This window comes from Xenococcus sp. PCC 7305, assembly GCF_000332055.1.
Taxonomy (GTDB): domain Bacteria; phylum Cyanobacteriota; class Cyanobacteriia; order Cyanobacteriales; family Xenococcaceae; genus Xenococcus.
Genome location: NZ_ALVZ01000080.1, coordinates 1 through 14,269 on the forward strand (window position 1 = coordinate 1; position 14,269 = coordinate 14,269).

12 protein-coding genes and 2 pseudogenes are annotated in these 14,269 nt (G+C 40.2%); 6 read left to right on the top strand and 8 right to left on the bottom strand.

The features are described 5' to 3' along the window. Nucleotides 1–133: 133 nt before the first annotated feature. A complete protein-coding gene (locus tag XEN7305_RS02750) occupies nt 134–733 on the bottom strand; it encodes an ATP-dependent Clp protease proteolytic subunit (RefSeq protein ID WP_006507806.1) in 600 nt (199 codons plus the stop codon). A gap of 47 nt (nt 734–780) precedes the next feature. Beyond that, nucleotides 781–1,467, bottom strand: a complete 687-nt coding sequence (locus XEN7305_RS02755) for an ATP-dependent Clp protease proteolytic subunit (protein WP_040896537.1) — start codon at nt 1,465–1,467, stop codon at nt 781–783. Between the two features lie 246 nt (nt 1,468–1,713). On the opposite strand from XEN7305_RS02755, the gene XEN7305_RS02760 reads away from it, so the two are divergent. Continuing rightward, complete coding sequence (locus XEN7305_RS02760) at nt 1,714–1,929, top strand: hypothetical protein (protein WP_006507808.1); 216 nt, start codon at nt 1,714–1,716, stop codon at nt 1,927–1,929. Between the two features lie 141 nt (nt 1,930–2,070). Next, nucleotides 2,071–2,811 carry a cation diffusion facilitator family transporter gene (locus XEN7305_RS02765; RefSeq protein WP_006507809.1) on the top strand — a complete coding sequence of 247 codons (741 nt, stop codon included), beginning with the start codon at nt 2,071–2,073 and terminating at the stop codon, nt 2,809–2,811. 131 nt (nt 2,812–2,942) lie between these two features. On the opposite strand, the gene XEN7305_RS02770 is transcribed toward XEN7305_RS02765, so the two are convergent. Together XEN7305_RS02770 and uvrA are read right to left on the bottom strand one after the other, a co-directional pair. Beyond that, on the bottom strand, nt 2,943–3,224 hold the full coding sequence (locus XEN7305_RS02770; protein WP_006507811.1) for a DUF29 domain-containing protein: 282 nt from the start codon (nt 3,222–3,224) through the stop codon (nt 2,943–2,945). A gap of 9 nt (nt 3,225–3,233) precedes the next feature. Continuing rightward, on the bottom strand, nt 3,234–6,116 hold the full coding sequence (uvrA, locus tag XEN7305_RS02775) for an excinuclease ABC subunit UvrA (protein ID WP_006507812.1): 2,883 nt from the start codon (nt 6,114–6,116) through the stop codon (nt 3,234–3,236). Nucleotides 6,117–6,243: 127 nt separating this feature from the next. Between uvrA and hemC the strand changes: the two genes are divergently transcribed. Continuing rightward, nucleotides 6,244–7,203 carry a hydroxymethylbilane synthase gene (gene hemC, locus XEN7305_RS02780; protein WP_006507813.1) on the top strand — a complete coding sequence of 320 codons (960 nt, stop codon included), beginning with the start codon at nt 6,244–6,246 and terminating at the stop codon, nt 7,201–7,203. Between the two features lie 93 nt (nt 7,204–7,296). Beyond that, nucleotides 7,297–9,027 (top strand): CHASE2 domain-containing protein, encoded by a 1,731-nt coding sequence (locus XEN7305_RS02785; RefSeq protein ID WP_006507814.1) that lies wholly within the window; start codon nt 7,297–7,299, stop codon nt 9,025–9,027. On the opposite strand, the gene XEN7305_RS02790 is transcribed toward XEN7305_RS02785, so the two are convergent. Then, a complete protein-coding gene (locus XEN7305_RS02790) occupies nt 9,016–10,098 on the bottom strand; it encodes an adenylate/guanylate cyclase domain-containing protein (RefSeq protein WP_006507815.1) in 1,083 nt (360 codons plus the stop codon). The two genes, XEN7305_RS02785 and XEN7305_RS02790, sit on opposite strands and share 12 nt — an antisense overlap. Before the next feature lie 137 nt (nt 10,099–10,235). Then, a pseudogene (locus XEN7305_RS02795) lies at nt 10,236–10,484 on the bottom strand (IS1 family transposase); the annotation flags it as partial. A 258-nt stretch (nt 10,485–10,742) separates the two neighbouring features. On the opposite strand from XEN7305_RS02795, the gene XEN7305_RS02800 reads away from it, so the two are divergent. After that, the gene (locus XEN7305_RS02800) at nt 10,743–10,955 is read left to right on the top strand and encodes a hypothetical protein (protein ID WP_006507817.1); all 213 of its coding nucleotides are present in this window, start codon (nt 10,743–10,745) and stop codon (nt 10,953–10,955) included. 147 nt (nt 10,956–11,102) lie between these two features. Next, a complete protein-coding gene (locus XEN7305_RS02805) occupies nt 11,103–11,771 on the top strand; it encodes a DUF4230 domain-containing protein (RefSeq protein ID WP_006507818.1) in 669 nt (222 codons plus the stop codon). A gap of 23 nt (nt 11,772–11,794) precedes the next feature. Here the strand turns inward: XEN7305_RS02805 and XEN7305_RS02810 are convergent, their stop codons facing one another. Then, nucleotides 11,795–13,975 (bottom strand): calcium-binding protein, encoded by a 2,181-nt coding sequence (locus tag XEN7305_RS02810; RefSeq protein ID WP_040896540.1) that lies wholly within the window; start codon nt 13,973–13,975, stop codon nt 11,795–11,797. A 27-nt stretch (nt 13,976–14,002) separates the two neighbouring features. Next, nucleotides 14,003–14,119, bottom strand: a pseudogene (locus XEN7305_RS30245) (integrin alpha); the annotation flags it as partial. Nucleotides 14,120–14,269 lie beyond the last annotated feature (150 nt).

Genomic DNA, 14,269 nt, shown 5'->3' on the forward strand with positions numbered 1-14,269 from the left:
AGGGATGAGGGATGAGGGATGAGGGATGAGGAACAAGGAAAATTAAAAGAAAGCAGAAATTTACTTATTACTTATTACTTATTACTCATTACCCATTACCCATTACCCATTACCCATTACCCATTACCCAAGATTAATTCTTATCTTCAATTACCTGATCAATTAAGCCATATTCCTTAGCTTCCGCCGCAGACATGAAATAATCGCGATCGGTATCTTTGGCAATCTTGGCAATATCCTTCCCAGTATTATCAGCTAACATTTGATTGAGCTGATCTCGAATCCGCAGAATTTCATTAGCTTCGATCTCAATATCAGTTGCTTGTCTTCTTCCTTGAACTCCACCGAGGGGTTGGTGAATCATAATCCGAGAATGGGGCAGGGCAAGGCGCTTACCTTTGGTGCCCCCTGCGAGCAAAAATGCGCCCATTGAGGCGGCTAAACCAACACAAATGGTGACCACTTCTGACTTAATATGTCTCATGGTGTCATAAATTGCCAATCCCGCAGTCACGGAGCCACCAGGAGAGTTGATGTAGAGATAGATTGGCTTGCTAGAATCTTCCGAATCAAGATATAGCATGATGGCAATAATTTGATTGGCTATTCCATCATTAACACCTCTGCCGAGAAAAATAATTCGTTCTCGATATAGGCGGTCATATATACTAATCCAGTCACTATAGGTTTGACCTGGCATTTGATACGGAACTTTTGGAATCCCAATGGGCATAAGACTTTTACCTTGTATAAAATTGTTACTGAGAATTTAGATTTAAATTAAGCTATTGCAGATACAGGAGCAGGCAGATCTTTAGTACTTTCTAAAACTTTATCGATTAAGCCATATTCCTTAGCATCTTGAGGTGTCATATACAGCATTCTGTCTGTATCCTTAGCAAGTTTTTCCTGGGGTTGACCAGTGTTTTTCGCAAAAATATCTAGTACCGCTTTTTTGTTTTCGAGAACTTCTTTAGCCCGAATCTGAATATCCGTAGCTTGACCTTGCGCTCCCTGACGAGCCTGATGCAAAATAATTGTCGCGTGGGGTAAACTAGCACGACAGCCTTTGGCCCCAGCTGAAAGGATCATCGCCGCAGTACCCATGGCTTGCCCAATGCAAATAGTATGGACTGGGGGCTTAATGTAGTTCATGGTGTCACAGATCGCAAAGGCTTCTGTTTCAAAACCAATGGAGTCTCCACCGTACCAAGATGTCCCTGTTGAGTTGATGTACATATAAATTGGTTTCTCGGGATCATCAAATTGCAGAAACAATAGCTGGGCAACAATTAACTCAGTAACATCTACTCCAATTTGATCTTTGTACTCATCAGGAGAAACTAAAGGTAATCCCAGATAAACAATCCGCTCTTTGAGTAGTAAAGATGGTAAATCTGGGGGAGGAGTCCGACGGGCAGAATCTCCTCGATATGCGGTTTGTGCGGCTTGCATTACTGGGTTCATACTGTTTTTATCTATTGCTTTTTGTGCGACGGCCAATATGATGTATCAACTACATCATATTGGCCCATATTCTTGTCTATATTTGGTCAATAATGGTGATGATTTAGATTTTAGCGCATTGTTTCCTTGAAAGAGGGCAGATAGCATCCCTCAAGGATTAGCTTCGTGTTCGAGCAGAGACCCTTCGGGTAGAGCTGCGCAAGGGCAGATGCTAAAATCGACTGGTGGCTTCTAGTTGCAAAATAAATGTCAATTGAATTAATCACTGTTATTGCAGGAGTCGTCATCACCTGGCTAGTATTTACCTGGTTCATCAAGGTATTCCAGGCAAGTATTAAAACTGCTTTGACTATCGCTGTTATTCTATTTTGTTTACAAATGTTTTTTGGCATTAGATCTCAACAGGTGTGGCAAGAACTAACTACATTGGTTCGGGAATTACTAGTTCGCTTCCTCAATTGAAAGAAATGATGATGGCCTAATCTGCTTAAACTATAAAATCAGCATTGTTCTGTATCGCTGAAATTAAAATATTCAAATCAAAGGTTTTAAAATGATATTATTCTTTTCTAGTAATCAGTAATATTCCAAGGAAATTAATTAGTGGCATATTTTTGGCATTCTTGTAGCCTTCCCAACTGTAATAATAGTTTTCAACAATCTGCTTCTCAACAATGGCGTTTAGGTGCGGTGTTAATTGGTATTCTGGGCTTTGCCGCAGTTGAATGGGTAACAGGATATTTTTGCCATAGCTTAGCCCTGCAATCAGACGCTTGGCATATGGTCGGAGATGCGGGCGCTATTTTAATTGCCCTGAGTGCAACTAGCTTAATGCGGTTAGCTTTGATTCGTCGTCTACCTAAAAAACTACAATTGGATGCGATCGCGGCGGTGATTAATGCGATCGCCTTGATCTTAATGGCCGGATTAATTCTTGGAGAAAGCATTCAACATTGGCAACATCCCCCTCAAGAAATTTTAAGCACACCAATGTTGATAACAGCGATGATAGGTCTTGGTGTCAATATTATCGGGGTGAGATTACTCCATGAAGACAGTCAGACCAATATCAATATACGAGGTGCTTTTCTCCATATGATGGCCGATTTAGTTAGCTCAGTTGGGGTAATTATTAGTGCTGTCGCGATCGCGGTTTTTCAATGTTTCTGGTTAGACAATCTCATCAGTCTGTTGATTGCTCTATTTATTGGTCAAAGCGCGTTCCCATTATTGCAACTGGTTTGGAAACAGTGGCATCAAAAAACGCCTTCATTAGAGTTACTATTACCTGAAATAGGTCAGACTTCTTTATCAGAAATTATCTCTGAAAAATCAATAATTTAATCAACCAAAATAATCCTTTTTTAAAATTTGCTTCAATTCAATAAAATTATCTTCAGGGATTGTAAATTCGATTTGTTGAGCAAAAACAGCATCTTTAAATATTTGGGGATAAATATTCTGCATATAGTTTTTTAGACTGGGACTCTAAAAATACGGTTGCGAAAATTGACTACTTCAACTTGCCAATGTTTGTAATTCCGCTCTTTTTCTGTATCCCAGTACTTCAATTTAAGAATATGCTCGACCAATCGCTCTAAATAACTCTCAAGCGATCGCTTTTCCGATTTACCCATATCCTCAATTTCTTCCAACAGATTATGCCAATCCATAGCCTTAATGTCTCTGTTTCTTAGTGCGATCGCCATCTCTTCCACCCAGAGATTAAAATCACGATTGTATAATTGGTCTTGCATTCTATTTGTTTATTGGGTAAATGTATTTTTATAACGTTTCAACACTGTTTTTAGATATTGCCCTGTATAGGAATTTTTATTTTTTGCCACTTCTTCAGGAGTCCCCTCCGCAATTATTTCCCCGCCTTTGTCTCCTCCCTCTGGCCCCAAATCAATAATCCAATCACAGCAACGGATCACATCCAAATTATGTTCAATAACTACTAAAGAATTTCCCTTATCAACTAGTCTTTGCAAAACATTCAGCAAATGATGCACATCATAAAAAGATAACCCAGTAGTCGGTTCATCTATCAGATAAAGAGTTTTCCCCGTAGCGCGACGAGATAACTCAGAAGCTAGTTTCACCCGTTGCGCTTCTCCTCCTGATAACGTAGGCGCAGGTTGTCCAAGCTTGATATAGCCTAAACCAACATCCATCAGAGTTTGTAATTTTTTCTGGGCACGGGGAATATTTTTAAAGTTTTCGAGGGCTTCTTCTACAGTCATGTTTAAAACATCAGCAATGGAATGACCTTTATACTTAACTTGTAGGGTTTCTCTGTTGTATCTGGCTCCTTTGCAAATATCGCATTGGACATAAACATCTGGTAGAAAATTCATTTCAATGACATTAACTCCCTGCCCACTACAAGCCTCACATCGGCCTCCTTTGACATTAAAAGAAAATCTTCCTGCTTTATAACCTCTAGCTTTCGCCTCAATAGTTTCGGTGAAAATCGCTCGAATCGCATCAAAAACTCCTGTATAGGTTACAGGATTGGAACGAGGTGTTCTACCAATAGGCGATTGGTCAATTACTATTACTTTATCAATGGATTTTAAGCCAGTTATTTTTCCGAGATTATTAGGGAAAGGTTTATGACGACCTAGATGATGTTGCAGAGCCGGATATAGTAATTCATTAATCAGAGTAGATTTTCCTGACCCAGATACTCCAGTAATGCAAACAAATTTACCTAAAGGGATATCGACATTTATGTTTTGCAGATTATTTTGATGACAGTTTTGTAGCTTTAGCCAAGCCTGTTTTCCTGGCCTTCTTTCGGTTGGCGTGGCAATTAATTTTTTCTGGGATAAATAAGCTCCTGTAATCGATTCTTCTGAGGCGAGTAATCCTTGATAATCTCCCTGAAAGGTAATCGCTCCTCCATGAACTCCGGCAAAAGCGCCAATATCTACTATGTGATCGGCATTTTTGATGGTATCTTCATCATGTTCAACCACAATTAGGGTATTACCTAAATCTCGCAATTTTTTCAGGGTAGCGAGGAGACGATCATTATCTCTTTGATGCAAACCAATACTAGGCTCATCCAAAACATAAAGTACGCCTGTTAACCCAGCTCCGATTTGGGTTGCGAGTCTAATTCTTTGGGCTTCTCCCCCGGATAGGGTCATAGCAGCGCGATCGAGGGTCAAATAGTCCAGCCCCACATCGAGCAAAAACTGTAATCTGGCTTTAATTTCTTTGAGGGCTAATTCCCCAATGAGAGCTTGACGAGATGTTAGTTGTAATTGATTTATTTTGTCTAAACAATTTCTGATGGGAGTACTAACTAAATCATTAATGCGCTCTTGTCCTAAACGCACTGCTAGCGATTCTGGTTTTAATCTTTTGCCGTCACATATTTTGCAGGGTTGATTAACCAAAAATTGTTCTAGTTTTTGTTTGACCAGATCCGAGTTACTTTCTTTGTAGCTACGCTCCAACATTTTGATGACTCCGTAGTATGGGCGGTTATAGCCATCTTTATCATCACGAGAGTCAGCATAGTAGAAGATTAATTCATCGGTGCCATATAGGAGTATTTGCTGTTGTTTTTTGGTTAGTTTATGCCAAGGTGTTTTAATATCAAAGCCATAAGCTTCTCCTAAACTATAGAGCAGCGAAAGATAGTAACTATTGTCTTTATTGGACCAAGGCGCGATCGCACTATACAAGGGTTGGTTCGGATCGGGAATAATCAACTCGGGAGAAAAGGTTTTAAGATGACCAATCCCATGACATTCGGGGCAGGCTCCGTAGGGGGAATTGAAAGAAAATAAGCGCGGGGATAATTCTTCCATGACTGCACCATGTTCAGGGCAGGCAAAATTTTCGGAAAAAATTATTTTGTCGGCTAGTTGCGCTGGCTCACCCTCAACAGGTTTATCCGGGACAATCTCAATAATGGCAATGCCTTCGGCCAGGGGCAGACAGGTAGAGAGGGAGTCGGCCAATCTTTCTTGGATTCCCGGTTTCTTGACTAGTCTATCTACTACAACCTCAATATTATGCTTATAGTTTTTGTCTAGGGCAATCTTGTCAGATAATTGCTTAATTTCTCCATTAATCTTGACTCTCACAAAGCCTTGCGCCGCTAAGCTAGACAATAGTTGCTTATGAGTGCCTTTTTTCCCTCTGATCACTGGAGCAAGGATCATAAACTTAGTCTTTTCGGGTAACTCCATAACGCGATCGCACATTTCATCGATCGTCTGGGGGACAATCGAGCGATCGCATTCTGGGCAGTGAGGCTTACCGGCCCGACCAAAAAGCAATCTCAGGTAATCATAGATTTCGGTGACGGTGCCCACTGTAGAACGGGGGTTATGGGAAGTTGATTTTTGATCGATTGAAATTGCTGGGCTCAACCCTTCGATCGCATCAACATCCGGCTTATCCAATTGACCGAGAAACTGCCGCGCATAGGCACTCAAAGATTCCACATAACGTCTTTGTCCTTCGGCAAAAATGGTATCAAAAGCCAGAGAAGACTTCCCCGAGCCGGAAACTCCCGTAAAAACAATCAACTTATTACGAGGCAGGTCGAGATCAACGTTTTTGAGGTTATGCTGTCGAGCGCCGCGAATGCGGATAGTATCTAGAGAATCAGAGAGATTGGGCATTTATACTGGTATTGACGAACATAAACAATTGTAACGATATATCATTGAACAAAAATTAATTAATCCAGGTCAGGAACTGCGATATCCTAGATCGAGTCCGCTATTATGTTTTTTTAAGATAATTTCTATGGAATCGGTTGATAATCGTACTGTTCGAATTGGGACTCGCAAAAGTCAATTAGCATTAGTACAAACATATTGGGTTAAAGCAGAACTCGAAAAGCATTTTCCTCACATCGATATTGAAGTAGAGAAAATGAGTACCCAGGGCGATAAAATCCTCGATGTGGCCCTGGCAAAAATCGGCGACAAAGGCTTATTTACCAAGGAATTGGAAGTCGGCATGCTCAACAAAGAAACCGACTTTGCTGTCCATTCCCTGAAAGATTTACCAACCAATCTCCCCGAGGGTTTGATGCTCGGTTGTGTTTCCAAGCGGGTTGATCCAGCAGATGCCTTGGTCGTTCATAGCAAACATCAGGATAAGCAATTGGAGACTCTGCCTGAAGGTTCTGTCATCGGGACTTCTTCCCTGAGAAGGTTGGCGCAACTTCGTTATCATTATCCCCATTTGACATTCAAAGACGTGCGAGGCAATGTGAATACTCGTCTGGCGAAATTAGATTCAGGAGACTATGATGCGATCATCCTCGCTGCTGCGGGTCTGAAAAGATTGGACATGAGCGATCGCATACATCAGACTATTTCTGCTGATATTTCTCTCCATGCTGTAGGACAGGGAGCCTTGGGAATTGAATGCCGCGAAGGAGATACGGAAATTTTAGAAATCTTGAAGGTTTTAGAAGATGCCGATAGTCGCGATCGCTGTTATGCTGAACGCTCCTTCCTCAGAGAACTCGAAGGTGGGTGTCAAGTACCCATTGGGGTTAATACGAGTATTGCAGGAGATACTCTAACCCTTGTGGGGATGGTAGCTAGTTTAGATGGTAAACAACTGATCCGTGATACGGTAACAGGTTCTAAAAGTGATGCCGAACAAATTGGCAAAGATCTAGCGAATAAGCTGAAAGAGCAGGGCGCAGGAGAAATCCTGGCCAAGATTTTTGAGGAGGTAGGCAGAGGTTAATTTATTAGATAAATTCACTGCTGACAAACTAATAACTGCAAGCGACAATGGGGTCAGGTTGTCGCTAAAACTAAACTTTTGACTAGATTTAGATTGAAAAACAATTTAAAAAAACTAACGAAGTTAAGAAGTATCCTTGGTGTCACTTGCGGTGTCTCTGTTTTGACCATTACTCTTAGCTCTCTGGGTAGCTTTCAATCTTTAGAATTATCAACTTTAGATCGCTGGTTTCGTTTGCGCCCTCCAGAGTCAAAAGAGCGACGAATTGTCGTAGTTACCATTGATGAATCAGACATTAATCAACTGGAACAATGGCCGATTTCTGACGAGACTCTCAGCCAATTAATCACTAAAATCAGTCGGCAAGAACCAAGAGCTATTGGTCTAGATCTCTATCGAGATATCCCAGTCAAACCAGGCACAGAGAAACTGGCGGCGGTTTTGCGCTCTACACCTAATTTAGTTGGCATAGAGAAAGCCATTGATGATAAAGTTAAGCCCTCACCAATATTAGAAGAGCAGGGGCAAATTGCCTTAGCGGATTTAGTAATTGATCCAGATCAAGTAGTGCGTCGGGGTTTGCTTTCAATCCAACTAGAGAATAATAAAGTACAACTCGGTCTAGCAGCCAGATTGGCTTTAATGTATTTAGCTGCAGAAGGTGTAGAGTTAGAAGCTGTAGAGAATAAGGCAAGCAGAGCCTTAGGCAAGTCTGTATTTGTCCCTTTTGAGAGTAATGACGGTGGATATGTTCGCGCTGATGCTGGCGGATTTCAAATCTTATTGAATTTTCGAGGGACAGAAAATAGTTTTCAGCAAGTATCGATCTTTGATGTTTTAACGGGAAATATCCCCCAAGATTTGATGAGTGATCGTTTGGTGATCATTGGCTCGACAGCTCAAAGTCTCAATGATTTTTTTGCGATTCCCTATAGCAGCAATCGTGGTGGCAAACCGCAATATTTACCAGGAGTCTTAATTCACGCTAATCTCGCTAGTCAAATTATTAGTGCTGCTTTAGATGGACGCCAGCTAATTAAAGTTGTCAATGAGCCGGTCGAATGGCTGTGGATTGTTACTTGGACTGGTCTCGGCTCAGCGATTGGTTTTATCTTGTCCAATAATAATTCCTTTGACAACGAAAATTTGTCCTTGTTAAAGTTCATGACTATTGGCTTGGTTTTTCCAGGAATTATTGTGTTGGGCAGTAGTTACCTCTTGTTTTTGGCTGGTTGGTGGCTCCCTGCGATCGCACCCTGTGGTGCTTTGTTCTTGGCAATTCTCGCTGCTAGTAGCTATCAACAACAAAAAGAGAAGAAATTAGCTTTTATTGATGGCTTGACCCAGATCCCCAATCGTCGTTTCTTTGATCAATTCTTGTCAGAGCATTGGTCGAAATCTCAAAAAAAGCAACAAACTCTCTGTGTCATTCTTTGCGATGTGGATTTTTTCAAAAAATATAACGATACCTACGGTCATCAGGCAGGAGATGTTTGCCTGCAAAAAGTAGCCAAGGTTATTAGCAAAGCAATACGTTCTAATGACTTAGCAGCTCGTTATGGCGGAGAAGAATTTGTGGTTGTCTTGCCCAATGCAACTCCAGAAATTGCAATTATGATTGCGAAAAGAATTTGCGATCGCCTAAGAAAGTTGCAGATTCCCCATGCTAGTTCCCGTGCTAGTAAATTTGTTAGCATCAGTTGTGGCATCGCTACTACCCATGACCATATGGTCTCTTCTTCTGACTATTTAGTCGCCCATGCTGATCGCGCTTTATACTTGGCGAAGGAACAAGGACGCGATCGCTATATCCTAGTTGATTAGATTAGATTTCCCCGACTTAGGCCCTAGTAACCAGTAAGTTGTCATTTCTCCCTTTCCTCTTACGGTGATGGCACCTCGCCTCTCAAACAAGTAGTTATCTCGCAATTTTTCATGAGTCGCAGCCGTCACTTGAATTTTTCCCGGAACCCCTTGTGACTCCATACGGCTAGCAATATTCACTGTGTCACCCCAAACATCATAGGCAAATTTTTTGATCCCAATTACCGCTGCCACTACTGGGCCTCCCGTATTGATCCCGACCCGCAGTTTAATTGATTCGCCGTTAGACCATTGGAAATCAGAGATCGCCCTTTGCATTTCTAAGGCCATATCAGCAGCAGCCTCAGCGTGATCTGCTCTGCGTATAGGCAATCCTCCCGCCACAAAATAAGAATCTCCAATAGTTCTAATTTTTTCAAGTCCTTGGCGTTCTACAATCTGGTCAAAAATGGAAAAAATCTCATTCAACAATTTTACGACCTCTTTAGGGGGCATGGGAGCAGAAAGACCGGTAAAGCCCACGATATCGGCAAAGAGGAAAGTGGCTTCTTCGTATTGCTCAGCGATTAAATCTGGTTTTTCTTTTAATTGTTCGACAATTGACTGAGGTAAAATATTGAGTAATAATCCTTCCGACTTATCTTGTGCCTGGCGCAACAGAGTATTTTGTGCCTGAAGTTGCTTTTGTAGTTGCTGAATTGTGAGTTGATTATCGATGCGAGCAATCACCTCTTCCCCCTGAAAAGGCTTAGTTATATAGTCTACTCCGCCAACTTTAAAAGCTTTGACCTTGTCTAAAACATCATCTAAGGCGCTAATAAAGATTACCGGAATTTCCTGGGTTTCCTCATCTGCTTTCAGTTCTTGACAGACTTCATAACCATTCATTACCGGCATATTGATATCGAGTAAAATCAGATCTGGTGGCGCTGTGCGCACTGTTTTGAGGGCAGTTTGACCATTGAGGGCTTTGCGCACTCGATATCCTTGGTCAGTAAGTATGGCACCTAGGAGACGCAGGTTGTCTGGTGTATCATCAACAACGAGAATATTTGCTTGGTCATTGTCCATTGGTTATTGATTTTCTTCCAGTTCCACAATTGCTTATTCTTGCCATATCATACCGAAGATTGGTTAATTGCCATAAATCCAGCTATATTGCTTTGAATTTAATTAAAAATTTCTGTCAAATCTAAACTGGTTGTGCATCAAATAACTGTGGGGTAGCTAACAAGATCATGCCAATTCCAATGTTTTAAAGTTAATCTGGCCCTCATAGCAGCAGTAGTGACCCATCGAATATTTGACCAAATCCAGTTGAAATAACTCACGACTAATCCCGTTGTCATTTCGGTTTGAGCCCAAATCTTCCCAAACTTATTTTGTCTTCGATGCCATCGGCCAGTTTGCCGTCTGAGTATGTCATTGGTGCGTTCGAGACGTTGAGTTAATTCTTTGCCAATTCTATAATCTTTTTGCTCGACGATTTGTAAAGCCACTACTTTACATTTTCTCAACGGAATTTTATCTATTTTTTATTAGACTATCTGTAAAATCCCTAAAGCTTAAATTTTATTAAATATAGGTGTTTTACAGGATGTGCAAATTCAGGGAAGATAATAATATAAAAAACATTGCAGCTTATATAATTTTATAGTTGCCTTTTTAAAAATTTCTTTTGATTAACTTCTACCCGCTAAGAAAATATTCTGAAAATGAAAATTGAACATTTAAGTATCATCAATGATTATCTAGTTACAGTTTACTTCACTCCTGATTTAGGTTGGAGATATAGTGTCGTTTTACATGATGGTAGTGTTTTCCAACCCTACGACCTTTATCAAACTCCCCAAGAAGCTTATGAAATGATTAATGAGATTCTTGATTTAGTAATTTTTTGCGATCTCGCTCCGCGAGGCACTGCGTGAGCGCCAAGAGTTAGACACCATTCATACGTACTAAATTAGCAGCTATTTATATATTTGATGGTGAATAATTAGAATAGAACAAATTGACTTGATAATAATTAAATTTGTCTATAATAGTAGTCTACTATTAAGCAATTATAAATCGCGATGAATTATACTTGGAATCTTCTCAAGAAGATATCAGAACAAACCATTATCTTAGCTGCAGCTATAATTATTAGTTTTTCGGGAGTTCTTTACTTATCAAACATACCCCAGAATGTTCTGGGTTGGTTTTTCCCCGCTGCCCACACTAGAACAGAGATTCAAAACTTAATTATTGGTGGGGTTCAATCCATGGATACTCTGACCACTGCGGGAGTGACTAATAAAGCCACAATTAAACTTAGCGAAGATAGAAAGATTGGAAGATTTAATATTGGCGAAACTAATCTAATTTATGAGGGAGTAGGAAAAGTTGAAGCAGGAATAGATTTTAATCAAATAGAAGTTACTAATGTGAATGATCGAGACAAGTCTGTAACCGTAGTTTTACCGGCTCCCAAACTAAGTAATGTTTATTTAGATATTAACCAATCTGGGGTCATTGACACCTACAAAAAGGGTTTTGGAGCTCATGTGGAGCGAGAATTGCAAGATGAAGCCCAACAAGAAGCTTTAAGAATGATCAAAGTTGAAGCTTGTTCTGGCAATATATTAGAAGCATCTCTTGCCCAGGCAAAAACGGTTGTGACTACTATTTTGACTAAGGCAGGTTTTCAAGAGGTTGAAATTTTAGTGAAACCGATTGAATCTAATGGCTGCTCTGTTAAATGATTGCTCCTTGCTAATGAAGTTATTTAACTAACAATAAAATCATCAGTATTTAATTCCTCTGAGTTGGTGTTTTCTACTACAGCTAATAGTTGATTATTAGCAGCAATTTTAATTTGCGCGTTATTACCATTTTGAGTAATAGTCAAATCGTTAAACTCTAAACTTCCAAGATTAAAGCGATCGCCTAGTCTAAACTTATCAACACCATCAACATAATCTTTAACTAGATCAACTCCAACATTAGCACCACGAGTCAATTCAAAAACATCACTTCCAGTGCCACCCCAAAGAGTATCATTCCCAGCACCACCATATAAGGTATCTAACCCATCATTACCGAATAAGATATCGTTGCCAGTATTTCCTGCAAGAGAATCATTACCGACATTACCAAATAAACTATCTCTACCATCACCCCCAGCCAAGACATCATTTCCCTTGTTGCCATAAAGAACATCTGCCCCAGTATTTCCCGCTAGAAAGTCATTGTCAGCTTGTCCCCAAAGCACATCATTTCCTTCTCCACCAAAGAGTTGGTCATCTCCTGTTCCAGCAAAAAGAATATCGTTACCCAGTCCCCCAAATAAAGAATCATTTCCCCCATTGCCATTTACTTGATCATTGCCTCCATTCCCAGAGAGCGAATCATGACCATTGCCTCCGAAGAGAGTATCGACCCCATTTCCGCCTAATAAGGTGTCATTTCCCTTATTCCCTAAAATGCGATCGCGCCCATTCCCCCCATTGAGAGAATCATTATCGGCTTGACCCCAAATCGTATCGTTGCCATCTCCACCATTAATAATGTCATTTCCCGCCAAGCCGCGAACATTATCATCACCAGCTAAAGCATTAATAGTGTCAGAATTAACTGTTCCCCTAATCGTATCGTCATCCGATGTCCCTTGAATTACGCCAGAAGATGTATTCGATTCCTCAACTCCAAAAATCACATAACTTTCTTTTGCTCCTGGTGCGCCAACAACAATATCATCAACACCATCTCCATTCACATCGCCTGCATTACTTACAGAAATTCGTGAAGAAGTATTATTGAAACCTTGAAGCACAAGAACATCATCACTTCCTAAGTTAGGTATATCAATACTTCCTGCTGTGCCAAGATTAGTTTTACCAAATAAGACATAGCTTTCTAAAGAATTAGAATCACTAATAATTAGATCGTCTACACCATCACTATTAATATCTCCTGCTCCACTGATGGATTTGTCGAAGGTCCGAAAATCAATACCCGTAATCCCAAAACCATTAGTCCCGTCAATGTCTGATAATTCTAAACTACCAGAATCACCAAGATTGCTTCCACCGAATACCACATAAGCTTCTGCTGAATTATCGGCAAAAGGTGCAACTACAATAACATCATCGAAACCATCGCCATTAACATCCCCCGCGTCACCGACTAAACTGCCAGAATTATCATTCGCATCAACTCCTTTAATCGCAAAACCATTTTCTCCATTGAGATTGGAAAGTTCTATAGTTCCCTGAGTTCTAAGATTGCTTCCGCCAAATATAATATAACTTTCTCCTCGTGAATCAGTAGAAGACAAGGGATAAGGTTCAGGGTCAGGAAGTAAAATACCTGCTCTTTTCGCTCCAATAATAATATCGTCGAAACCATCACCATTTAAATCTCCTGCATGGCTTACCGAACTACCCGCAGCATCATTATTAATATCACTATCGATTATTAAACCAGTTGTTTGTCCATAGTTATTAATCGTATTTAGTCCTACACGACCAAATCTACCAATGTTTCCGCTACCACCAAAAAGAACAAAAGCTTCCCCTCTAGAGTCGTTGCCATACCTACCTATACCAGGTATTCCCACTAAGGGGCCTGGATTAGGTGCCCCAATGAGAACATCGTCAAAGCCATCGCCATCAATGTCGCCAGCACTAGTTACCGATCCATCTGAGTAAACAGAAATATCAATAGCAAATCCATTTTGAGCATTTAGAGAAGAAAGAGCGAAACTACCATTGCTACCAATATTACTATCACCGAAAACAACATAATTTTCCGAGCCACCGATAATAAAGTCATCAATATTATCGCCATTAATATCTTCTCCATCAGTTACGGAGACACCTAAAAAATCTTCTGAATTAAGACCTGGGATAGTAAAACCATTTGTCCCGTCAAGTTGAGCAATATTGAGGCTACCGTTACCTCCTATATTAGTACTCCCAAAAACAACATAACCTTTACCAGAACCATTGTTTACATTAGGCGCACCGATAATAAAGTCATTAATATTATCCCCATTGATATCTCCTACATTACTTACAGAACTACCAAAACTTTCATCTGTTCCTTTAATTAGGGTTTGCTGAAAAAGTGAGAGGAAAGGTTAACTGCAATAAAACTGTTTAACAAGTAATCTTTTCTGATAGCAAATAAGCTTTAATATCAAGTTTAATTATATAAAACTCACAAATAAAGTCTAATTTATATGGATTCATTAATGAGA

Coding starts and splice junctions, on each gene's coding strand:
- uvrA (WP_006507812.1), bottom strand. CDS start 6,116: ATGCCCAATCTCTCTGATTCTCTAGATACTATCCGCATTCGCGGCGCT.
- XEN7305_RS02770 (WP_006507811.1), bottom strand. CDS start 3,224: ATGCAAGACCAATTATACAATCGTGATTTTAATCTCTGGGTGGAAGAG.
- XEN7305_RS02800 (WP_006507817.1), top strand. CDS start 10,743: ATGAAAATTGAACATTTAAGTATCATCAATGATTATCTAGTTACAGTT.
- hemC (WP_006507813.1), top strand. CDS start 6,244: ATGGAATCGGTTGATAATCGTACTGTTCGAATTGGGACTCGCAAAAGT.
- XEN7305_RS02760 (WP_006507808.1), top strand. CDS start 1,714: ATGTCAATTGAATTAATCACTGTTATTGCAGGAGTCGTCATCACCTGG.
- XEN7305_RS02755 (WP_040896537.1), bottom strand. CDS start 1,467: ATGAACCCAGTAATGCAAGCCGCACAAACCGCATATCGAGGAGATTCT.
- XEN7305_RS02805 (WP_006507818.1), top strand. CDS start 11,103: ATGAATTATACTTGGAATCTTCTCAAGAAGATATCAGAACAAACCATT.
- XEN7305_RS02750 (WP_006507806.1), bottom strand. CDS start 733: ATGCCCATTGGGATTCCAAAAGTTCCGTATCAAATGCCAGGTCAAACC.
- XEN7305_RS02790 (WP_006507815.1), bottom strand. CDS start 10,098: ATGGACAATGACCAAGCAAATATTCTCGTTGTTGATGATACACCAGAC.